Origin of the sequence: Spirilliplanes yamanashiensis (assembly GCF_016863475.1) — a bacterium.
Lineage (GTDB): Bacteria > Actinomycetota > Actinomycetes > Mycobacteriales > Micromonosporaceae > Spirilliplanes > Spirilliplanes yamanashiensis.
Genome location: NZ_BOOY01000002.1, coordinates 78751 through 99687, shown reverse-complemented (window position 1 = coordinate 99687; position 20937 = coordinate 78751). Strand labels below are relative to the sequence as shown.

At 73.1% G+C, this 20937-nt stretch carries 19 protein-coding genes and 1 tRNA gene; 8 read left to right on the top strand and 12 right to left on the bottom strand.

Features of this window, described 5'->3' with window-relative positions; translation table 11 throughout:
* The first annotated feature begins 106 nt into the window (after positions 1-106).
* The 3 genes from Sya03_RS01860 to Sya03_RS01850 all read left to right on the top strand — a co-directional run bounded on the left by Sya03_RS01860 (position 107) and on the right by Sya03_RS01850 (position 2620).
* Positions 107-1078 carry an IS481 family transposase gene (locus Sya03_RS01860; protein WP_203936352.1) on the top strand — a complete coding sequence of 324 codons (972 nt, stop codon included), beginning with the start codon at positions 107-109 and terminating at the stop codon, positions 1076-1078.
* A 9-nt stretch (positions 1079-1087) separates the two neighbouring features.
* Entirely contained in the window at positions 1088-1960 is an 873-nt protein-coding gene (locus tag Sya03_RS01855; RefSeq protein ID WP_203936351.1) for an alpha/beta hydrolase, read from the top strand.
* A 114-nt stretch (positions 1961-2074) separates the two neighbouring features.
* Positions 2075-2620 carry a hypothetical protein gene (locus Sya03_RS01850; protein ID WP_203936350.1) on the top strand — a complete coding sequence of 182 codons (546 nt, stop codon included), beginning with the start codon at positions 2075-2077 and terminating at the stop codon, positions 2618-2620.
* A 10-nt stretch (positions 2621-2630) separates the two neighbouring features.
* Here Sya03_RS01850 and Sya03_RS01845 read toward each other — a convergent pair whose 3' ends face one another.
* The 4 genes from Sya03_RS01845 to Sya03_RS01830 all read right to left on the bottom strand — a co-directional run bounded on the left by Sya03_RS01845 (position 2631) and on the right by Sya03_RS01830 (position 7488).
* A complete protein-coding gene (locus tag Sya03_RS01845) occupies positions 2631-3095 on the bottom strand; it encodes a pyridoxamine 5'-phosphate oxidase family protein (RefSeq protein ID WP_203936349.1) in 465 nt (154 codons plus the stop codon).
* A 66-nt stretch (positions 3096-3161) separates the two neighbouring features.
* Positions 3162-3235 (bottom strand) — tRNA-Met (locus Sya03_RS01840).
* A 133-nt stretch (positions 3236-3368) separates the two neighbouring features.
* Positions 3369-6335: a UPF0182 family membrane protein gene (locus Sya03_RS01835; RefSeq protein WP_203936348.1), complete on the bottom strand. Its 2967-nt coding sequence runs from the start codon at positions 6333-6335 to the stop codon at positions 3369-3371.
* Positions 6336-6462: 127 nt separating this feature from the next.
* A complete protein-coding gene (locus tag Sya03_RS01830; RefSeq protein ID WP_203936347.1) occupies positions 6463-7488 on the bottom strand; it encodes a YlbL family protein in 1026 nt (341 codons plus the stop codon).
* 158 nt (positions 7489-7646) lie between these two features.
* On the opposite strand from Sya03_RS01830, the gene Sya03_RS01825 reads away from it, so the two are divergent.
* Positions 7647-8831 (top strand): zinc-dependent metalloprotease, encoded by a 1185-nt coding sequence (locus tag Sya03_RS01825; RefSeq protein ID WP_506347054.1) that lies wholly within the window; start codon positions 7647-7649, stop codon positions 8829-8831.
* On the opposite strand, the gene Sya03_RS01820 is transcribed toward Sya03_RS01825, so the two are convergent.
* Both Sya03_RS01820 and Sya03_RS01815 read right to left on the bottom strand, forming a co-directional pair.
* Positions 8811-9410, bottom strand: coding sequence for a hypothetical protein (locus Sya03_RS01820; protein WP_203936345.1), 600 nt, complete (start codon positions 9408-9410; stop codon positions 8811-8813). The two genes, Sya03_RS01825 and Sya03_RS01820, sit on opposite strands and share 21 nt — an antisense overlap.
* Before the next feature lie 68 nt (positions 9411-9478).
* A complete protein-coding gene (locus tag Sya03_RS01815; RefSeq protein WP_203936344.1) occupies positions 9479-10012 on the bottom strand; it encodes a M48 metallopeptidase family protein in 534 nt (177 codons plus the stop codon).
* Positions 10013-10482: 470 nt separating this feature from the next.
* On the opposite strand from Sya03_RS01815, the gene Sya03_RS01810 reads away from it, so the two are divergent.
* From Sya03_RS01810 to Sya03_RS01800, 3 genes are all read left to right on the top strand, one after another.
* On the top strand, positions 10483-10647 hold the full coding sequence (locus Sya03_RS01810; protein WP_203936343.1) for a DUF5679 domain-containing protein: 165 nt from the start codon (positions 10483-10485) through the stop codon (positions 10645-10647).
* A gap of 235 nt (positions 10648-10882) precedes the next feature.
* On the top strand, positions 10883-12238 hold the full coding sequence (locus tag Sya03_RS01805; RefSeq protein ID WP_239107054.1) for a ThiF family adenylyltransferase: 1356 nt from the start codon (positions 10883-10885) through the stop codon (positions 12236-12238).
* A gap of 68 nt (positions 12239-12306) precedes the next feature.
* Entirely contained in the window at positions 12307-13653 is a 1347-nt protein-coding gene (locus Sya03_RS01800; protein ID WP_203936342.1) for an ABC1 kinase family protein, read from the top strand.
* Positions 13654-13932: 279 nt separating this feature from the next.
* Here Sya03_RS01800 and Sya03_RS01795 read toward each other — a convergent pair whose 3' ends face one another.
* From Sya03_RS01795 to Sya03_RS01785, 3 genes are all read right to left on the bottom strand, one after another.
* Complete coding sequence (locus tag Sya03_RS01795) at positions 13933-14295, bottom strand: WhiB family transcriptional regulator (RefSeq protein ID WP_203936341.1); 363 nt, start codon at positions 14293-14295, stop codon at positions 13933-13935.
* Between the two features lie 118 nt (positions 14296-14413).
* On the bottom strand, positions 14414-14680 hold the full coding sequence (locus tag Sya03_RS01790) for a hypothetical protein (protein WP_239107053.1): 267 nt from the start codon (positions 14678-14680) through the stop codon (positions 14414-14416).
* Between the two features lie 135 nt (positions 14681-14815).
* The gene (locus Sya03_RS01785; RefSeq protein ID WP_203936408.1) at positions 14816-16972 is read right to left on the bottom strand and encodes an ATP-dependent DNA helicase UvrD2; all 2157 of its coding nucleotides are present in this window, start codon (positions 16970-16972) and stop codon (positions 14816-14818) included.
* Positions 16973-17046: 74 nt separating this feature from the next.
* Here Sya03_RS01785 and Sya03_RS01780 point away from each other — a divergent pair, with 74 nt between their 5' ends.
* A complete protein-coding gene (locus tag Sya03_RS01780) occupies positions 17047-17289 on the top strand; it encodes a mycoredoxin (protein ID WP_203936340.1) in 243 nt (80 codons plus the stop codon).
* Here Sya03_RS01780 and nudC read toward each other — a convergent pair.
* The 3 genes from nudC to Sya03_RS01765 are packed head-to-tail and all read right to left on the bottom strand — an operon-like array spanning position 17279 to position 20810.
* Entirely contained in the window at positions 17279-18202 is a 924-nt protein-coding gene (gene nudC / locus Sya03_RS01775) for an NAD(+) diphosphatase (RefSeq protein WP_203936339.1), read from the bottom strand. The two genes, Sya03_RS01780 and nudC, sit on opposite strands and share 11 nt — an antisense overlap.
* On the bottom strand, positions 18199-19506 hold the full coding sequence (locus tag Sya03_RS01770) for a M16 family metallopeptidase (RefSeq protein ID WP_203936338.1): 1308 nt from the start codon (positions 19504-19506) through the stop codon (positions 18199-18201). Before Sya03_RS01770 ends, nudC begins: the two co-directional genes overlap by 4 nt.
* A complete protein-coding gene (locus Sya03_RS01765) occupies positions 19503-20810 on the bottom strand; it encodes a M16 family metallopeptidase (RefSeq protein ID WP_203936337.1) in 1308 nt (435 codons plus the stop codon). Before Sya03_RS01765 ends, Sya03_RS01770 begins: the two co-directional genes overlap by 4 nt.
* Positions 20811-20937: the final 127 nt, after the last annotated feature.

Sequence of the window (20937 nt, the reverse complement as noted above, 5' to 3'; positions counted from 1 at the left end):
GTGTAGTGCCCATGAGCGTTGTTGACAGCGGCGTGGTGGCTTGAGATGTGAGAGAGACCTCCGGCGAGGTGGAAGTTGCGACGCTTTCACCGAACCGGAGGTCTCTATGGCCCACCGTAACGCCCGTCTGACCGTGCACGGCCGTCGGTTGCTCATCGCGCGTGTCGTGGGTGACGGCAGACCGGTCGCACACGTCGTCAAGGAGCTGGGCTGCTCACGCGCGACGGGTTACAAGTGGTTGGCCAGGTGGCGGGCCGAGGGCGATCCGGGCTTGCAGGACCGGCCCAGCAACGCCCGACGGCTGCCCGGTAAGACCCCGGTCGGGGTGGAGGCGCGGATCTGCGCGCTGCGCACGCAGCGCAAACTCGGGCCGCGCCGGCTCGCGCCGCTGCTCGGTATGCCCGCTTCCACGGTGCACGCCGTGCTGGTCCGGCACGGCCTGCACCGGCTGGCCTGGCTTGACCGGCCCACCGGCACCCCGATCCGGCGTTACGAACGCGACCGGCCCGGCGAACTGGTCCACGTCGACGTCAAGAAAATCGGCCGGCTCCGCGACGGCGGCGGCTGGCGAGTCCACGGCCGCGACAGCCTGCAACGCCGCCGCGCCCGCGACGCCGTCAGGGTCGGCTACGAATACGTCCACGCCTCGATCGACGACCACACCCGTCTCGCCTACGCCGAAATCCACCCCGACGAGAAAACCGCCACCTGCGCCGGGTTCCTACGCCGCGCCGCCGCCCACTTCGCCGCCCACGGCATCGCCCACATCGAACGGGTCATGACCGACAACGCCCTGGCCTACCGGCGCGGCCGCGCCTGGCACCAAGCCCTGCACGACCTCGGCGCCCAAGCCCGCTTCACCCGCCACTACCGGCCCCAGACCAACGGCAAAGCCGAACGCTTCAACCGCACCATGTGCGACGAATGGATCTACTCCCGCCCGTTCGCCAACAACCAGGACCGCGCCGACGCCCTACCGATCTGGTTGCATACCTACAACCACCACCGCGCACACACCGCCCTCGCCGGCCAACCACCCATCACCCGCGTCAACAACGGTCCTGATCCCTACACCTAGGGTGGGCGGATGACCGCGAGCTGGCAGATGCGAGGCGTCGCCCTGTTCACCCGGCTCGCCTACCGGCGCCGGTTCGCCACGGAGGCCGCCGGCCGGGCCCGCCTGGCCCTGCCGAAGGGCCCGTCGGCCCCACCCCGGTCGCTGCGCCCCCGCTGCGTCCGCCGCCAGGTCGACGGCTTCGACGTGTACGCGGTCCGCCCGCGCACGGCCCCACCGTCCGGCGACCCGATCGTCTACCTGCACGGCGGCGCCTACGTCAGCGAGATCGTCCGCCAGCACTGGGACCTGGCCGCCCACCTCGCCGACCGCAGCGGCCGCGAGGTGCACGTCGCCCTGTACGGCCTGGCCCCGCACCACGACGGCCTGCGCGCCCTGGCCTTCGTCACCACCCTGGTCGCCGAGCTGTCCACCGCCGGCCGCCGCTGCCACCTCGTCGGCGACTCCGCCGGCGGCGGCCTGGCCCTGGCCACCGCCCAGGCCACCGCCCAGGCCACCCCCGTCGCGAGCCTGACCCTCATCGCCCCCTGGCTCGACCTGTCGATGACCAACCCGGAGATCGACGCCCTCGAACCCCACGACCCGTGGCTGTCCCGCCCGGGCCTGCGCCCGATGGCCGCCGCCTGGGCGAACGGCCTGCCCCTGACGGACCCGCGCATCAGCCCCCTCTACGGCGACCTGCGCGACCTGCCGCCGCTGCACCTGCTCGTGGGCACCCGCGACATCACCCTGGCCGACTGCCGCGCCCTGCGCGACCGCCTCCCGGCGGACACCAGGCTGACCTACCACGAACAGCAGGACGCCATCCACGCCTACCCGCTGCTCCCCGTCCCCGAGGCCCGCGAGGCCCGCGCGGCGATCGTCGCCCACCTGCGCCCCTCGTGACGATCCGCGGCCACACCGTCGCCGCCACCGAGCCGCCACCGCCGGGCACCGCGCCCGCAACCCGGTCGCCCTAACGTCGGAGGGGTTGCCCTCCTCCCCGGCCGAGGCGTTCGCATGACCGACGACATCGCACCGCCCCCGGCGGCCCCCGACCGCCGGTTCGGCCGGCTGCTCGCGGCCGGCCTGGCCGCGGTCGTCGCCGGCGGGGCGTGCGCGATGGGCGCCGCGCTGGCGGGACGGTCCGAGGTCCGGGTCACGAGCGTCGACCCGTACATCGCGCGGCAGGAGCGGTTCATGGCCGCGCTGCCGCCGCGGATCGACCTGCGCGTCGGCCCGCACGCGCCGGGCAGCACGCCGACGGAGGCGACCGCCCGCGACCTCGTCAGACGCTACGACTGCCGGCACCTCGGCTGGGACGCCGCCGAGCAGACCCTGGTGCAGTCCGACGTCGACCGCTACCTGCTGACGGTGCAGGAGCTGCAGCTCGTCCACGACGGCCGCGCCGACTACCGCTTCCCCGTCGCCGGTGGCCCCGACCCCGTCCTGCTGACGTGCCGCGGCACGGGCGTGTGGGGCGACGGCACCGACCTCAACCCGATGACGTTCCACCTGAAGGTGACCGCGGGCTACGAGGTGTACACCGAGTACACACTGGACTGACCCGCCCGGGTCACGGCACCCTGATCCGCTCGTCGTGGTCGTCGAGCACGTACGCCTCCCGCACCACCGCCCGGTACAGCCGGTGCCGGGCGGGCTCCCGCAGCCGCGCCGCGTCCCACCCGCCCAGCCCGCGCTCGACCGACCGGCCACTGTAGACGGCGAGCGCGTCCGCGAAGGTGGCATCGTCGACGAGGGCGGCGTCCGCGGCGACGTACAGGGCGCTGCCCTCGCCCGGCGCCTTGCCGGAGTCGAAGACCACGAGCGACACCCGCGGGTTCTCCGCGATGTTGCGGGAGTGCCGCGCGCCCGGCTTCGACGCCCACACGAACTCGGCGAGGTCGCGGGCGGCGTACCAGACCGGGGTGGCCCACGGCGTCCCGTCGGCGCCGGCGGTCGCCAGCGTGAGGTACGAGTTGTCGGCGACGAGGGCGCGGGCGAGCGGGCCGGGGTCCGCGGCAGCGGTCTCAGGCGTCATCCGCCCAACCTAGCCCGGGACGCGAAAACGGCCCCTCAGGTTTCCCTGAAGGGCCGTTTCCCTTTGTAGCGGGGACAGGATTTGAACCTGCGACCTCTGGGTTATGAGCCCAGCGAGCTACCGAGCTGCTCCACCCCGCGTCGGCTCGTTAACACTAGCGCACCCGGTCCTCCGCCTGCAAAACGCCCCGCCGTAACCCAGCCCACACCGCCCTGACCAGCCAAAACGGGCCCGGCACCAGGATTCGGTGCCGGGCCCGTCGGGGCAGCGGGGTCAGCCGCTGGGTGTCGGTGCGGGTGCCCCGGTGGGTGCGGGGGTGCCGCCGGCGGCGCGCTGGGCGGCCTGGAAGTCCGCCATCGCGGTCTGGAGGTTGTTCAGGGCCTGGCCGTAGCGGGCGAAGTCGCCCGACGCCTGGGCGGCCTTGACCTCGTTGATGGCCGCGTCGACCCGGGCGGCCGCGGCCGCCAGGCTGGTGTCGCCGAGCGGCGGCGGTGGGGCCGGTGTGGTCGTGGTGGGTGTCGGGGTGGGCTGGCCGGCCGGGGGCGGCGGGGTGCCGGTGGCCGGTGGCGGCGGGGCCGCCTGCTTGCTCTGGTCGACGAGTTGCTTCAGGCCGGAGCTCAGGTCGTTGGCGAGGACCACGTAGCGGCCGTCGCCGTAGGACATGAGGACCTTCTGGAGCAGGGGTACGGCGTTCGCCTGGTTGCTGCGCACGTACACCGGTTCGACGTAGAGCATGCCGTCGCCGACGGGCAGCGAGAGCAGGTTGCCGTACTGGACCTGCGCCTGGTTGCTCTGCAGCAGGGTGAGTTCCTGCCGGACGGCGGCCGCGTTCGTCATGGTCTGGTGGACCTGCCCGGGGCCGAGGACGGCCGTCTGGTCGGGCAGTTCCAGCACCTCCAGGCTGGGCTGGCCGCCCACGTAGCTGCCGGAGACGATCGCCGCCAGGTTCTCCCGGCCGCGCGGGGTGACCGCGGAGGTGAGCTGGAAGCGGGTCTCGTTCTGGCCGGGCAGCTTCGTGTTCAGGTAGAACGGCGGCTGCTTGACGCCGGTGTCCGGGGCGTCCGGAACGTTGGGGACCTGCCAGAAGTCCTGGCCCGAGAAGTACTCCTCCGGGCTGGTGACGTGGAACTGGGCGAGCAGGTTGCGCTGCACCTTGAACAGGTCGGCCGGGTAGCGGAAGTGCTCCGTCAGCGACTCGGGGATCTGCGCCTTCGGCGTGACGAGGCCGTCGAACGCCTTGTTCCAGCTCTTGAGGACCGGGTCGGTGTCGTCCCACTCGTACAGCTCGACGGTGCCGTCGTACGCGTCGACGGTCGCCTTCACCGAGTTGCGCATGTAGTTGACGTTGTCGCCGGCCAGGGCGAAGGTGCCCCGGTTGGTGAGCTCGTCGGTGGTCTCGGACTGCAGGTTGATGCGCTGCGCGTACGGGTAGGTCGCCGCGGTCGTGTAGCCGTCCAGGATCCACTTGATCCGGCCGTCGATGGCCGCCGGGTACGGGTCGCCGTCGATGGTGAGGAACGGCGCGACCTTCTCGACGCGCGAGCGCGGGTCACGCACGTACATGAGCTTGGAGTTCTCGTTCACCGCGTCGGAGAGCAGGAAGTTGCTCTCGGCGTTCTTGATGGCGAACAGCAGCCGGCGGTGGAAGGCGCCGATCTCGACGCCGCCGGTGCCGGTGTACGTGTAGTACTGCTCCTGGCCCTCGCTGGCGCCGATCGGGCGGTCGAACTCGACGTTGCGGTCGGGGTCGCCGGCGCCGACGATGGCGTACTCGGTGGTCTTCTCGCCGAAGTACACGCGCGGCTGCTTGACCTCGATCTGCTCGCCCGCCGACGAGCAGCCCTGCTGCTGGTTCTGGTTGCCGAGGAAGCCGGAGACGAAGAACGGGAAGCCGTCGCAGATCCGGTTCGTCGGCGCGGCCACCAGGCCGTAGCCGTGGGTGAAGACGGTGTGCCGGTTGAGCCAGTTGCGCTGCTGGGTGGTCAGCTCGGCGTCGTTGATCTCGCGCAGGCCGACGACGTAGTCCTGCACCTTGCCGTCGACCTCGTAGCGGTCGATGTCGAGCTTCTCGCCGAAGTCGTAGAACGGCCGGACCTGCTGGCGCAGGGTGTACGCCTGCGCCACCAGGCTCGGGTCGACCAGCCGCACGTTGGTGGCGTTGGGCTCGGTGGCCAGGTCGGCGGGCGGGGTCAGGTTCGTCGCCCCGTACCCCTGCATCTTGGCCTTGTCGAGGCCGAACGCCGTCCGGGTGGCCTTGATCGAGCGGTCGATGTACTGCGCCTCCTTGTCCCGCAGGCTCGGCTTGACCTCGAAGGTCTGCACGGCCAGCGGGTAGATGCCGCCGATGGCGACGGCGGAGATGCCGAGCAGGGCGAGCGAGACGCCCGGCCACACGAGGTTCCGCATCCAGGCGTTCGAGAAGATGATGATCGCGATGGCGACCACGATGGAGATGTAGGCGAGGATCTCCTTGGCGGGCAGCAACGCGTTCACGTCGGTGTAGCCGGCGCCGTAGAGGCCGGTGCCCTCGTTGTAGGCGAGCAGCAGCGCCCGCCGGTCGAGGATGTAGGCCACGGCCTTGAGCAGCACGAACACCGCGACCAGCGAGGTCAGGTGGGCGCGGGCGGCGGTGGTCATGCGGTCGCCGATGCCCTGCAGCCGCACCCCGCCGAAGACGTAGTGCACGGCGAGCGCGCCGAGGACCGACAGCACGATCGCGGTGAACCCGACGCCGAGGAAGTAGCGCAGCATCGGGTAGTCGAAGACGTAGAAGCCCACATCCACGTTGAACTCAGGGTCGCGCACGCCGAACGGCGTCGAGTTCTGGAACAGCAGCCAGTCCTGCCAGCGGCCCTGGGCGGAGAGCCCGGCGAAGAAGCCGATCAGGACGGAGACGATGCCGATCCAGGCGCCCAGCCGCGGGGTGAGCGCCATCCGGTACCGCTCGAGCGTGGCCTGCTCGGCGGAGTGCGGGCGCAGCAGCGGGCGCAGCCGGTACGCCAGGTAGAGGTTGCCGCCGACGACGAGCGCCATGGCCAGGCCGACCGACAGGAACAGCAGCAGCCGGGTGACGAGCACGCCGGTGAAGACGCCGGTGTAGTCGACCTCCTCGAACCACAGCCAGTCCGTCCACGCGTCGACGCCCCAGCTGAGCAGGGTGAAGAGCAGGAACACCCCGACGAGGACGCCGATCGTGACGCGGCCGCGCCGGCTCATCCTCGGAAGGGGGGTATTACGCATGACCACTATCGGCTCCGAACACTCGGTATCGTCCGCTTGACAGTCGCTGGTTGAAGACTACGGCGCGTGTCCGTACGCTCCGGGGCTTGCCCGCACAATGCGACCCGATCGACGCCTGGGGCGGGGTTCATGACGCCGGGCACGGGGTCGGGGTGCCGCCGTCGCGCAGGGTCTCCAGCGCGGTCAGCGCCTCCTTGAGGGTGCCGACCTTCGCCATGGTCAGCCCGTCGACGGCGTTGCGGACGGCCTCGGCGCAGTTGGCCTCGGGCACCAGGAACGCGGTCGCGCCGGCGGACTTGGCGCCGCGCAGCTTCTGGGCGATGCCGCCGATCGGGCCGACCGCGCCCGCGTCGTCGATGGTGCCGGTGCCGGCGATGACCTTGCCGCCGGTGAGGTCCTCGGGGCGCAGCTTGTCGATGATGCCCAGGCTGAACATGAGGCCCGCGCTGGGCCCGCCGATCTCGTCCAGCTCGATGTCGAGCGTGAACGCGTGCTCCTGCTTCGGCTCGACCTGCACGCCGATGAGCGGCCGGCCGCCCTCGCCCGCCTTCGAGGTGATCGAGACGGTGGCGGCCTTGCCGGCCCGCTCGTAGGCGATGGCGAACGCGGTGCCGGCCGGCTTCGCCGTGATCGCCTCGGTGAGTGCGGCGGTGGTGGTGACCGGCGCGCCGTCGACGGCGGTGATGACGTCGCCCACCTTCAGCACGTTCTCGGCGGCGCCGCCGGCGGTGAGCTTCTCGACCGTGACGCGCACCGGGTAGCCCAGCTCGGACAGCGCGGCGGTCTCGGCGCTGAACTGGGAGCGCTCGAAGTCCTCGGCGTTGCGCTCCTCGACCTCGTCCTGCGTCTGGTCGGGCGGGTAGATCAGCTCGCGCGGCACCACGGCCTCGTCGCCGGAGAACCAGCCCTCGATCGCCCACACCAGCTCGACGTCGGGCTGCACCCCCACCGTGGTCAGGCGGAGCTGCCCCGTGGACGTGGACGTGTCGGTGCCCGTGATCTTGATGACTTCCTTGCCGTTCTCCACGCCGAGCGTGTTCACGGTCGGGCCGGGCTTCAGCACCACGTACGGCATGGGCACGGTCATCACCCCGACCGCGAGCAGCGCCGTCAGGAGCGCGCCGAGCAGCACGGTGAGACCACGACGTTTCATGCGCGTGAGCGTACCGACCCACCCTGAGTTCTCTCTGAGCTGATCGCCGGAGCCAGCCGACGGGTGTCGCACGCGCGTACGGTGGACGGGTGCCTGATATCCCGTTCGGCTTCTCCCTGCCGGGCGCCCAGCCGCCCGATCCCTCCGACCCGCAGCAGATGCAGCAGTTCATGGCCCAGCTGCAGCAGCTGTTCACGGCCCCGGGCGACGGCCCGGTCAACTGGGACCTGGCCCGCCAGGTCGCGGCGAGCCAGCTCAGCGCCCAGGGCGACCCGACGGTGTCCCCCCACGAGCACCACGCGGTGACCGAGGCGCTGCGCCTCGCCGACCTGTGGCTGGAGCCCGCGTCGGCGCTGCCGTCCGGCATCCGCCAGCCCATCGCCTGGAACCGCAACCAGTGGATCTACAACACGCTCGACGTGTGGAAGAAGCTGTGCAACCCCGTCGCGGGCCGCATGGTCGGCGCCATGGGCGACCTGGTGCCCGAGGAGGCCCGCGCCCAGCTCGGCCCCATGCAGTCGATGGTCGCCACGCTCGGCGGCGCGCTGTTCGGCGGCCAGCTCGGCCAGGCGCTCGGCAGCCTCGCCGCCGAGGTGCTCTCCGCCGGCGACATCGGCCTGCCGCTGGGCCCGGCCGGCCAGGCCGCGCTCATCCCGGCCAACATCCGGGCGTACGGCGAGGGCCTCGAACTGCCCGAGGATCAGGTGCGGCTGTACGTGGCGCTGCGCGAGGCCGCCCACCAGCGGCTGTTCGAGCACGTCCCGTGGCTGCGCGCGCACGTGCTGCACGCCGTCGAGACGTACGCCAACGGCATCACGGTCAACCGCGAGGCGATCGAGGAGGCCATGTCGCGGGTCGACCCGGCCGACCCCGAGTCGATGCAGGCGATGGCGCTGGAGGGCATCTTCACCCCCGAGGACACGCCGCAGCAGCAGGCCGCCCTCAACCGGCTGGAGACGGCGCTCGCGCTCGTCGAGGGCTGGGTCGGGCACGTGGTGGACACCGCGGTCGCCGACCGGCTGCCCTCGTCGGTGCAGCTCGGCGAGGCGTTCCGGCGCCGCCGGGCGGCCGGCGGGCCCGCCGAGCAGACGTTCGCCGCGCTGGTCGGGCTCGAACTGCGCCCGCGCCGGCTGCGCGAGGCCGCCGCGCTGTGGGCGGCGCTGACCGAGGCGCGCGGCGTCGCCGGCCGCGACGCCCTGTGGGGCCACCCCGACCTGCTGCCGACCGAGGAGGACTTCGCCGACCCGGCGGCGTTCGCCCGCGCGGAGTCGTCGTGGGACATCAGCGAGCTGGACGGCCTGGACGGCCCGGGGCCGTCGGAGTCAGGACCCGCCGGACAGTAGCGCCCTGGTCGTGTCCCAGCCCTCCACGGCCGGGTCCAGGGTGGCCAGGTCGGCGGGCCCGCGCAGCCGCCGCCACGCCGGGGCCGCCGCCACGTCGCCCGGCGTCGGCGCGGCCCGGCGCAGCTCCGCGGTGCTCGTCGCGTCGAGGTCGGCGTCCGGCAGCCAGCCGGGCGCGGGCAGCCGCGCCGCCACCCCCAGCAGCCCGCCGTCCGGCCCGGCCGTCGCCACGGCGGCCGGCCGGGTGGTGAGCGGGCGCAGCAGCTTGCCGAGCGTCAGGCCGGGCACGTCGGCCGCGTCGGCGGCCAGCACGGCCGCCTGCTCGAACCCGTCCGCGGCCGCCGCGGCGAACACCGGCCCCGTGGTGGCGGCGGGCACCTCGTAGATCGGCATGCCCGGCCAGGCGATGGCCTCGGCGAGGGCCCGGTCGGCGGCGGTGGCGGCGATCGCCGGTTCCACCTCGGCCATCATGGCCAGCAGGTCGACGACGTCCTCGGCGAGCGCGGCCCGCCACGCGCCGGGGTCGACACCGGGCGGGCTCCACGGCACGGGCACGAGCAGGGCCACCACGACACGCCTCACCCGGCGAGGCTAGCCGGACACGCCACGGGTCGTGGCGGCCGGGCGGCGGGGCCCGCACGCCGGCGGCGTCAGTCCTCCGCCATCACCAGGCCGGCGGCGGCCGAGACGCCCTCCAGGTAGCCGCGGGCGCGCTCGGCCTTCGGGTAGCGGGCCACCAGGTTCCAGAACGCGGTGCTGTGGCTCGGCACGACCAGGTGCGCCAGCTCGTGCAGCAGCACGTAGTCGATGACCCAGTCGGGCATCTCCTGGATCCGGTGCGAGATGCGGATGCTGCGGTCGGCGGGCGTGCAGGAGCCCCACCGGCCGTTCTGGTTGTTGACCCAGCGCACGCTCTCGGGCACCGCGGTGCGGGCGTGGTCGGGCAGGTAGCGGGCGATCAGGCGCCGCGCGCGGGCGTGCAGTTCGTCGTCGGTGCGCCGGATGCGTTCCTCGCGCGCCTCGAGGCGGGCCAGCATCCGCGCCACCCACTCGGTCTCTTCCGCCCGGCTGAACTGGTCCGGGATCAGGACGACGATGCGCTCGCCGTCCCGGTACGCGGACACCGTCCGGCGGCGGCGCTGACTGCGCCGCACCTCGACGACGGGTTTCCGCGTCCTGGCCATGATCAGCCCAGGACGCCCGGAGTGGGGTTCACGTTGGCACGCTAATGGTTGGATCCCAGGTCACCGCAAGAGTCGCGGCCGCGACACGCGCCGGAATCGCGAAATTTGCCCAGGGGAATCCGGAAAAAAGTTCGCAGTGGGGTGAAGCCGCCCGACTGCCCGCCACCGTAACCGATCCCTTCCGAGCGCCAGAACGACCCCGTCCATGCCATTCCAGCCCGATCATGGCATTCCGTTCGGCGTGTCCGCATCAAAACACCCAAACCCGACGAACAGGACGGGCACACTTCACCTCGGCACCGGGTTCACCGCTCGGAGCTGACATGGAAGCGGCCGGAGCTGGGTACGGAACCCGCGGCTGACGGCCACACCGGAAGTGGCAACGGTTCGGCCCGGCGCCGCTCGTGACCCACCCCGGTCACGGTCGGAGGCGGAGCACCGACCGGCCGACGAAACGACGAGGAGGAACCGTGGCCACCACGTACAACGGCTACTGCGTCAAGTGCAAGGAGAAGCGGGACTTCGAGGGCAACGTCGAGGTGTCGAAGACGGGCATGAACATGGCCAAGGGCAAGTGCCCGGTCTGCGGCACGACGATCAACCGCATCCTCGGCAAGGCCACTGCAAAGGCCTGAGCACCGACGAGCGGGAAGGGGCGGCCGGTGCCGGCCGCCCCTTCCGCATTTTTCCTGCCCGGTACGCCGTAACCCGTAGCCACCCGCACACGTTGTGTTATCGCGGGGCCGTTCCCGGCGTTGCCCACAGCTGTGGACAACTGCCCTGAGCCTGTGGATAACCCTGTCTGTACGCGTACCCGGCCTGTGGACAACGGTGACCGAGTTCGACCGGCGTGGTGACACGCTGTCACGTATGGCACCTGTGCTCCGGCCCGTGCTCCTGCCCGGCCTCGCCCGCACCTGGCGCGACCCGCACACCCTCCAGCTGGGCCTCGACCCCTCCCGCGCCCTGCTCCTGGACCTGCCGGACCCCCGCGCCGCCGTCCTGCTCGACCTCCTCGACGGCACCCGCTCCGAACGCGCCGTCCTCACCGCGGCCCGCCACCACGGCCTCACCGCCGCCGACGCCCGGACACTCCTCACGGCCCTGCACACGGCGGGGCTGGTGTGGGCGTCCCCGGCGCTCGTGCCACCGCACCTGACGGCCGACACCCGACGGCGCCTGCTGAGCGAGGCCACGGCCCTGGCCTTCCACACTCCCCCACCGGGCCGGTCCGTCCTGTCCCCGGCCTCACTCCCACCGAGCCCGGCCTCACCCTTACCGAGCCCGGCCTCACCCCCGAACCACGCAGCCGGTGCCGACCGCGCCGCCGCCGCTGACCACGCCGCTCACGGCCTTGACGGACCCGCGGACCACGACCACGCGAGCCACGGCCTCTCGGACACCAAGCACCGCAACCACGCGGACCTCGCGGACCGCGACAACGCACGCCACGACCACGCAGGCCACGACCGCGCAGGCGGCGCGGACCGCGGCCACCCGCGAAGGCCGAAAGCCCCGCGGCCCGCGGAGGCCCGGAGCGTCCCCACCCCGGCCACCCGCCTGCGGCGGCGGGCCGCCGCCCGCGTTGTCCTCGCCGGCCGCGGCCGGCTGGCCGCGCCGATCGCCGTCCTGCTCGCTGCCGCCGGCGTCGGCCACGTCTTCGCCGACGTCGGCGGCTCCGTGACCCCCGAGGAGCTGGCCGGCACGCCGCTGAGCGGGGACGACGTCGGCCGCCCCCGCCGGGAGGCGATCGCCGAGGCGGTCGGACGGGCTGCCCCGGCCACGGTGACCCGGCCGGTGCAGCGGGGGCACGCCACCCTCGTGGTGCAGCTGGGGCACGACGAGCCGGTGGCGCTGGTGGCGGCGGGGCACGCGCAGCGCCGGCAGCCGTACCTGGCGGTCGCCGTGCAGGAGGGCACGCCGGTGGTCGGGCCGTTGACCGTGCCGGGGCGGACGCCGTGCCTGCACTGCATCGATTCGCACCGCCGCGATCGGGACCCGGCCGCCCCGCCGGTGGGGCCGGGGTCGGGGGCGGAGCCGTGTGCGGTGACGACGCTGGTGGCGGCCGCGGCGTTCGCGGTGGCGGAGATCCTGCAGTTCGTGGAGGGTGGGCGGCCGGAGACGGCCGGCGCGACGGTCGACGTGCGCGGGGCGGGGCGGTTGCGCCGCCGGTCGTGGCCACGGCATCCGGGGTGCGGGTGCGGGGCGCCGCGGGGGCGGCGGTGACCGTACTAGATCGCATTGGCGCGTCGGCTGGGCGGTCGACGGGCGCGAAGTCGGTAACAATGGGCAGCGTGACCGACATCCCGCGTCGTGCGGCGTCCCGCACAGCCAAGCTTGCCGCCCTGCCGCTCGGCTTCGCCGGGCGGACGGTGCTCGGGTTCGGCAAGCGGGTGACCGGGCTCGCGTCCGACGTCATCTCCGCCGACATCCAGCAGCGCACCGCTGAGCAGCTGTTCAGCGTTCTCGGCCAGCTCAAGGGCGGCGCGATGAAGTTCGGGCAGGCGCTGAGCGTGTTCGAGGCGGCGTTGCCGGAGGAGATGGCCGGGCCGTACCGGCAGGCGCTGACGAAGTTGCAGGAGGCGGCGCCGCCGCTGCCCGCCGCCAGCGTGCACAGGGTGCTGGCGGAGCAGCTCGGCGACGACTGGCGGGAGCGGTTCGCCGAGTTCGACGAGAGCCCGGCGGCGGCCGCCAGCATCGGGCAGGTGCACCGGGCGGTGTGGAAGTTGCCGCCGAGCCGCAAGGGCGCGAAGCCGAAGCTGCTCGACGTCGCGGTGAAGGTGCAGTACCCGGGTGCGGGCGACGCCCTGCTGTCGGACCTGAAGCAGCTGTCGCGGCTGGCCGGCATGTTCAAGGTGGTGCAGCCCGGCATCGACATGAAGCCGCTGCTCACGGAGCTGCGGGACCGGATCACGGAGGAGCTGGACTACGAGCTGGAGGCGACGAGCCAGCGCACGTTCCGGGCGGCGTTCGCCGACGACCCGGAGATCTTCGTGCCGCGGGTGGTGGGGTCGGCGCCGCGGGTGCTGGTGACGGAGTGGGTCGAGGGCACCCCGCTGTCGAAGGTGATCGCCGACGGTACTCAGGCGGAGCGCGACGAGGCCGGACGGCTGATGGCGACCCTGCATTTCTCGGCGCCGGCGCGGGCGGAGCTGCTGCACGCCGACCCGCACCCGGGCAACTTCCGGATCCTGCCGGACGGGCGGCTCGGCGTGATCGACTTCGGGGCGGTGGCGCGGCTGCCCGGCGGGCACCCGGAGCCGATCGGGCGGCTGGTGCGGCTGGCGCTGGCGAACGACGCGGACGGGGTCGTCGACGGCCTGCGCGACGAGGGCTTCATCAAGCCCGGCGACGACATCGACGCCCAGGGCATCCTCGACTTCCTGCTGCCGCTGGTGGAGCCGATCGCCCACGACGAGTTCCAGTTCACCCGGGCGTGGCTGCGCAGCGAGGCGACCCGGCTCGGCAGCCCGAAGTCGCCGGCGTACCAGCTGAGCCGCAAGCTGAACCTGCCGCCGAGCTACCTGCTGATCCACCGGGTCACGCTGGGCTCGATCGGCGTGCTGTGCCAGCTGGAGGCCCGCGCGCACTACCGCGCGATCGTGGAGCGCTGGCTCCCGGGCTTCGCCCCCGTGACGTGAGCAGGGAGCGGGCCCGGCGAGCGGTGCTCGCCGGGCCCGGGAAACGTGTTCTTCTAAAGGATGCCCTGCTCGCGGGCCGCCTGGCGGCGGGCCTGCATCGCGATCTGGCGGGCGGGACGGTACGCCTCAGAGCTCGGAATTACGGCCTGAGGCCGTCGCATTCGTGCTCGTGACAACGCTTGTTGGATGAGTTTCACCTTCGGGGCTCCGTTCGGGACAGCGGTGATGTCGGTGCTCTGGATGGCCGGCGCCGGGCCGGCAGTGCTGATCGGGTACATGTCAGGCCGCCAGTCGGACAGCGCTGCGCGAGTCGAGGCCGTTGGCCGCGAGCCGCTCCTGGACCTCGGCCTGCAGGGTGACGTCGCGAGCGAGGTCCTCCTTGCGCGGACGGCCACGGGGCCGCTTGCGCGGGACGACCGCGCCACGCTCGAAGATCTCGCCGCCCCAGACGCCCCACGGCTCCGCGCGGTCCACCGCGCCGGCGAGGCACTCGACGCGCAGCGGGCAGTCCCCGCAGAGCGACTTGGCCAGCTCCAGCTGGGCCGGGGAGTCGGAGAACCACAGGTCAGGGTCGAACTTCCGACAGGGCAGGTTCGCCTCCAGCTCGACGTTCGCGTCGAGGGAAGCCAGCGCCAGACTCATACGCCCGGTCACCTCTCTCTGATTCGATCTTGCTCTTGTCATCGCGCAAAAAATTGAGGCCGCGGATCCCGGTTACGGGTTCCGCGGCCTCGAGGTGAGCCGGTGGTCTGAGGGGTTCTCAGACCGGCCTTCCTCGAGGTGGAACACCGCGGGCATCCGTCATCCATGCGGTCGCCGGCTTGGCGGCCTTGACGCCCTCGCTGCCACGGAACCCAGTGGTCCCGTTGCTTCCGCGCAGGGCGGGCACGAGGTCGCGAACCAGCTCGGACTGGATCTGGACCTGGTGCACCTGCGGAAGCTGAGCCCGCACGCCATAGGCGGCGCCGGACGTGGGCAGGCAGAAGACAGGCAGCAGCGACGGACGCTGAGTCGTGTAGATCTCCACCGTGGCCACCTCCCTCTCAACTGCTCCCAGTGAACTGCTTCGGCAACCCCTCTGAGCAGCACTGACGTGCGTGCTCGTCGAGGTGTGAACTGAGGCTAAGCCCCCGCCACGGGGCCACGCAAACGAATTAACGGCCTAGTTTTCAAGTTTTTCTGCCACGAGTTCGTCGGGGCTGGCGCCGCCGACGAGCGCGACCACGTCGTCGCCGTACTGGCGCAGCTTGCGGGCGCCGATGCCGGCGATGGCCAGCAGGCCCGCGGGCTCGGTGGGGCGGCGCTCGGCGAGGGCCTCGATGGTGGCGTCGGTGAACACCACGTACGCAGGGACTTTCTGCGACGCGGCGACCCGGCCGCGCCACTCCAGCAGGCGGGCGTGCAGGTCCTCGTCGAGGTCCGACGGGCAGGTGGGGCAGCGGCCGAGCTTGCGGTCGGCGCCGGCGAGCAGGGTGGTGCCGCAGGCGCGGCAGGACACCACGCGGGTGCGCCGGTCGGGTTTCCGACTCGCCGGGATGGGGGCGGCGCGTTCGGTGCCACCCCCGGCGCCGCCGAGCTGGGGCAGGAAGCGTGACGGGCGGCGCGGGCGGCCGCCCGGGGACCGGGCCTGGCCGTACGACAGCCACAGCCACTCGCGGGCGCGGGTCACCCCCACGTAGAGCAGGCGGCGCTCCTCCTCCAGCTGCTCGGGCGTGCGCGCGTACGTGGTGGGCAGGGTGCCCTCGGCGAGCCCGACGAGGAACACGGCGTCCCACTCCAGGCCCTTGGCGGCGTGCAGGGAGGCCAGGGTGACGCCCTCGACGACGGGGGCGTGCTGGTGCTCGGCGCGGCGGCCCAGCTCGGCGGCGAAGTCGGCGAGGGACACGTCGCGCTGGACGGTGGCCGGCTCGCCCAGGGGCACGAGCACGGGGCTGCGGGCGTACTCCTCGGCGAGGGTGACGATCGCGGACAGCGCCTCCCACTGCTCGCGGGCCTGCCCACCGGCCGGGGGCCGCTCGCGGACCCAGCCGGTGGCGGCGAGGGCGTCGACGACGGCCTCGACGAGCGGGGTCTCGCCGGGCGTGGTGCGGGTGGCGGAGCGCAGGGCGATCATCGCCTGGCGCACCTCGGGCCGCTCGAAGAAGCGTTCGGCGCCGCGCACCACGTACGGCACCTCGGCCTCGGCGAGGGCGGCCTCGTACGACTCGGACTGCGCGTTGGTGCGGAACAGCACGGCGATCTCGCTGGCGGCCAGCCCGCCGGCGATGAGCTCGGCGCAGCGGCGGGCGACGGCGGCGGCCTCGCCGGGCTCGTCGGGGAAGATCTTCAGCTCGGGCTCGGGGCCGGGCGGGCGCTGGCCGTGCAGTTCGAGGCGCAGCTTCGCCTCGGTGCCGCGGGCCTGCCGGATGACGGCGTTCGCCAGGCCGACGACCTGCGGGGTGGAGCGGTAGTCGCGGACCAGCCGGACGACGACGGCGTCGCGGCGCCGGCGCGGGAAGTCGATCAGGTAGCCGGACGTGGCGCCGGTGAACGAGTAGATCGTCTGGCTGGCGTCGCCGACCACGGTGAGGTCGTCGCGGCCGCCGAGCCAGGCGTCGAGCAGGCGCTGCTGGAGCGGGTTGACGTCCTGGTACTCGTCGACGACGAAGTGCCGGTACTGGTTGCGGATCTGCTCGGCGACGTCGCCGTGCTCCTCGATGGCCCAGACGGCGGCGCGCAGCATGTCCTCGAAGTCGATGACCCCCTGGCGGCGCTTGAGCACCTCGTAGGCGGCGAACACCTCGGCGACCTTGGCGGCCTCGTGCGGCGGCTCGCGGCGGGCCTTGGCGGCGGCGACCGGGTACTCCCCCGGCTCGACCATGGACGACTTCGCCCATTCGATCTCGCTCGCCAGGTCGCGCGCGGCGGCCCGGTCGCCGGCCCGGACGCCCGCCTTGGCCGCGGCGAGGCCGATGAGCCGGATCTTGCTCTCCATCAGCTCGGGCATGGCCCGGCCGTCGAACAGCCGGGGCGCGAAGTAGCGCAGCTGGCGCAGCGCCGCCGCGTGGAACGTGCGGGCCTGCACGCCGCCCGCGCCGAGCTGGGCGAGCCGGGCGCGCATCTCGGCGGCGGCCCGGGCGGTGAACGTGACGGCCAGCACGTGCCGCGGCGACACGTCGCCGGTCAGCGCCCGGTAGGCGATGCGGTGGGTGATGGCCCGGGTCTTGCCGGTGCCCGCGCCGGCCAGGATGCAGACCGGCCCGGCCGGGGCGGTGACGGCCGTACGCTGCTCGGGATCGAGCCCCGCCAGAACCTGTCCCACGTCGCTGCCCACAGCCAGGAATCATGGCACCACCCGGTGACGTTCTACCGGACAGCCTGTGGACATCCGCCTGACCGAGGAGACTCCGACCGATGCTGACCATGTACTCGACGCCCTGGTGCGGCTACTGCTACCGCCTGAAGTCCCAGCTCGACCGGGAGGGCATCGCGTACGAGGTGGTCGACATCGAGCAGGACCCGGCGGCGGCCGAGTTCGTGATGAGCGTCAACGGCGGCAACCAGACGGTGCCGACGATGCGCTTCGACGACGGCACGGCGCTGACGAACCCGTCGATCATCCAGGTCAAGGAGAAGCTGGCCACGCTCACGGCGTAGCGGTCAGCCACGTCTCGATCAGGAAGAACGCGATCGAGGCGCGCATGGGCAGCATCAGCGCCAGCCCGGTGTCCGGGTCGGTCCAGCCGCCGTCGACCATGGCGGCGATCTGGGTGCGGGTGAGCCAGCGCGCCTCGTCGATCTCCTCGGGGTCGACCCGCACCGGCAGGTCCGGGTCGGCCACCGCGGAGAAGCCCAGCATGAGCGAGCCGGGGAACGGCCACGCCTGGCTGCCCTCGTACCGGATGGCGCTGACGGCGGCCCCGACCTCCTCGGCGACCTCCCGCACGACGGCGGCCTCGGCGGACTCGCCGGGCTCGACGTAGCCGGCGAGGCAGGAGAACCGGCGTTCGCCCTCGACGGCCGGCCAGGCCACGTTGTGGCCGAGCAGGCAGCGCCCGTCCGGGCCGGGCGCCCCGTCGTGGACCAGCACGATCATGGCCGGGTCGGTGCGCGGCCACATGAGGCGGCCGTCGGCGTCGCTGCGGGCCCAGCCGCCGTCGACGGGGTGCGTCGGGTGGCCGGTGCGCGGCGAGAAGCCGTGGACGGCGTGCCAGTTGATCAGCGCCGCGGCGGCCGTGAACAGACCGGCGTCGCGGTCGTCGAGCAGGTGGCCGACGTCGCGCAGGTTGACCGCCTCGGCACCGTCGACGGCGGGCAGGTCGGCGGCGACGGTGAAGTACGGCGTGCCGTCGGGCTCGACGCCGAGGAACATCCGCTCCGCCTCGGGCACGGCCGGCGCGTCCGCGGCCGGCACCAGCACGAGCCGCGGCCCGCGCGCGAGGGCCCGCCCGCGCGCGTCGACGACCAGCACCCGGGCGGCCGTCCACGCCTCGGCGAGCCAGGCCGGGTCGCGCCGGCGGTGGGCCGCCCGGTCGAGGGTGGTCCGCGCCAGCGGAGGGGCCGGTCTCACGCCCGCTGCACCTCGGTGAGCGCCGCGAGCTGGCCCTCAACGGCCGCCGCGTCGCCCAGCACGACCGTGACCGCCCGCGCGGGGGCCAGGTACTGCTGCGCCGCCGTGAACACGTCCTCGCGGGTCGCCGCGGCCAGCTTGGCGGCGTGCTCGGCCAGGTAGTCCAGGCGCAGCCCGTAACCGGCGTACTCGGCGGCGTGGGTGGCGAGGCCCGCCTGGGTGGAGATGCCGAGCTGCAGCGAGCCGAGGGCGTACCGGCGGGCCTGCTCCAGCTCCTCGGCCTCGACCGGCAGGCTGGCGAGGCGGCCCAGCTCGTACCGGGTCTCCAGCAGCGCCGGGCCGGTCACCTCGGTGGCGACCTCGGCGGACGCGATCAGCGCGGACCCCGCGACGGAGTGCTCGATGCCGGAGTGCGGCCCGTACGTGTAGCCCTTGTCCTCGCGGATGTTCTCGGTCCAGCGCGACGAGAAGTAGCCGCCGAAGACGAGGTTGGCCAGCTGCAGCGCGGCGTGGTCGGGGTGCTGGCGGGGCAGGCCGGGCAGCGCGATGCGCAGCGACGACTGCACCGAGCCGGGCCGGTCGACGAGCACCAGCGGTCCGGTCTCCAGCGGCGGCACGGGCGGCACGACGGCGTCGCGGGCCAGGCCGGTCCAGCCGTCGAGCGCCTTGGCGGCGGCCTCGATGGCCCGCTCGGGCGGCAGGTCGCCGACGATGACGAGGGTGGCGCCGTCGGGGCGGACCCGGTCGGCGTGCAGGGCCCGCAGCTGGCCGGGGCGCACGCCCTTGACCTGGCCGGGCTCGGGCGTCTGGACGGCGTACGGGTGCCGGCCGTACATGCGCTTGAGCAGCGCCACCCGCACGAGGTGGGCGGGCTGCTGCTGGGCGACCTGGAGGTGGTCGACGAGCACCTCGCGCTCGGTGGCGACCTCGTCCGTCGGGTACGTCGCGTCGGTGAGGACGCCGGCCAGGATCTCCAGCATCCGGTCGAGGCCGGTGACCAGGGCGTTGCCGCTGATGAGCAGGCGGTCGGGGTCGTGCCCGGCGTCGAGCGCGCCGCCGACGGTCTGCAGCCCGGCCGCGATGTCGGTGGTGGACATGGTGCTGGTGCCGGAGAACAGGGTCTGCGACAGCAGCATCGCCCGGGCCAGCGGCGCGCGCCCGAACGGCACCCGCAGGCGCAGCTCGACCAGCGGCACCGCGGAGCGCCGGATCGCGATGACGGTGAGCCCGTTGTCGAGCGTCTGCTCGGCCTGCTTGGGCAGCTTCAGCTTGCGGTTCGGCCCGAGGGCCGGCAGCTCTCTCATGCCTGCACTCCCGGGATGACCTCGAGGCTGGCGCGGCGCTCGGGGCGCAGCGTGGCGGCGGCGGCGACGACCTGCTCGGCGGTGACGGAGGCGACCAGCCGGGGCAGCTCGTTGAGCAGCTCGGGTCTGCCGCGCTGCTGTTCGAGGACGGCCATCCGCAGCGCCCGGCTGATCACCGGGTCGCTCTCGCGCAGCAGGTGGGTGGCCATCCGGGCCTGGGTGCGGGCGAGCTCACCGGGCGCCAGGCCGCCGGTGGCGATGCGGTCGAGCTCCTCGTCGACGGTGCGCAGCACCTTGTCGACGCTGCCGCCGGGCGGCAGGAACGCCTGCAGGATCAGCACGGTGGGGTCGCGCACCTCCCACGGCTCGCCCATGGCGCCGATGTAGCCGCCGACGCTGGTGGCGCTGCGGTCGCGCAGGATGAGCCGCTCGACGAGCCGGGACGCGTCGCCGTCGGTGAGCACCTCGGCCAGCACCACGTACGGCAGGTAGGCGGTGAGGTCGGCGCCCGGGTCGGGCACCCGCCACGCGGCGGCGACGGCGGGCAGCGGGGCGAGCGGGTCGGTGTACTGGGCGCGCCGCTCGGCGGTCAGGTCGGGCTCGGCGAACGACGGGCGCTGCGGGGCGGGCCGCTCGGGCACGTCGCCGAAGTGCCGCTCGACGAGCGCCTGGGCCTCGGCCACGTCGAGGTCGCCGGCGACGGCGAGGACGGCGTTGCCGCTGGCGTAGTAGCGCTGGAAGAACTCGGCGGCCTCGTCGACGGTGGCGCTATCCAGGTCCACGAAGGAGCCGTAGCCGTCGTGGGCGTTGGGGAACGTGTCGAACATGACGGGCGGCAGCTTGAGCCACGGGAACCCGCCGTAGGGCCGGTTCAGCACGTTGACCCGGATCTCCTCCTTGACGACGTCGACCTGGTTGCGCAGGTTCTCGTCGGTGAGCCGGGGGCCGCGCATGCGGTCGGCCTCGAGGAACAGCGCCCGTTCGAGGGCGTTGCCGGGCAGCGCCTCGAAGTAGTCGGTGTAGTCGAGGTGGGTGGAGCCGTTGAAGGTGCCGCCGGCGCCCTGGACGTGCCGGAAGTGGGCCAGCTTCTCGAGGTTCTCGGAGCCCTGGAACATCAGGTGCTCGAAGAGGTGCGCGAAGCCGGTGCGCCCCTCGGGCTCGGAACGGATGCCGACGTCGTACACGACGGCGACGCCCACGACGCTGGCGCTGCGGTCGGGTGAGAGGACCACCCGCAGCCCGTTGCCGAGGGTGAGCCGTTCCACCGGGTACTTGGTCGCGGGGATCTTCGTCGGTCGCACCACGGTGCGAATCTAGCGCGCCGCGCCGGGACTCTCGCGCTCAGTGGCCGAAAGAGTCAATTCCCATCTGTTGGATCGGACTTGACGGGATGCGCCTACGCGGTCCACTGTTCCCATCAAACAGGTAGAC

Coding starts and splice junctions, on each gene's coding strand:
- Sya03_RS01805 (WP_239107054.1), top strand. CDS start 10,883: ATGGCACCTGTGCTCCGGCCCGTGCTCCTGCCCGGCCTCGCCCGCACC.
- Sya03_RS01795 (WP_203936341.1), bottom strand. CDS start 14,295: ATGAGTCTGGCGCTGGCTTCCCTCGACGCGAACGTCGAGCTGGAGGCG.
- Sya03_RS01860 (WP_203936352.1), top strand. CDS start 107: ATGGCCCACCGTAACGCCCGTCTGACCGTGCACGGCCGTCGGTTGCTC.
- Sya03_RS01830 (WP_203936347.1), bottom strand. CDS start 7,488: ATGAAACGTCGTGGTCTCACCGTGCTGCTCGGCGCGCTCCTGACGGCG.
- Sya03_RS01770 (WP_203936338.1), bottom strand. CDS start 19,506: ATGAGAGAGCTGCCGGCCCTCGGGCCGAACCGCAAGCTGAAGCTGCCC.
- Sya03_RS01825 (WP_506347054.1), top strand. CDS start 7,647: ATGCAGCAGTTCATGGCCCAGCTGCAGCAGCTGTTCACGGCCCCGGGC.
- Sya03_RS01850 (WP_203936350.1), top strand. CDS start 2,075: ATGACCGACGACATCGCACCGCCCCCGGCGGCCCCCGACCGCCGGTTC.
- Sya03_RS01815 (WP_203936344.1), bottom strand. CDS start 10,012: ATGGCCAGGACGCGGAAACCCGTCGTCGAGGTGCGGCGCAGTCAGCGC.
- Sya03_RS01835 (WP_203936348.1), bottom strand. CDS start 6,335: ATGCGTAATACCCCCCTTCCGAGGATGAGCCGGCGCGGCCGCGTCACG.
- Sya03_RS01845 (WP_203936349.1), bottom strand. CDS start 3,095: ATGACGCCTGAGACCGCTGCCGCGGACCCCGGCCCGCTCGCCCGCGCC.
- Sya03_RS01780 (WP_203936340.1), top strand. CDS start 17,047: ATGCTGACCATGTACTCGACGCCCTGGTGCGGCTACTGCTACCGCCTG.
- Sya03_RS01855 (WP_203936351.1), top strand. CDS start 1,088: ATGACCGCGAGCTGGCAGATGCGAGGCGTCGCCCTGTTCACCCGGCTC.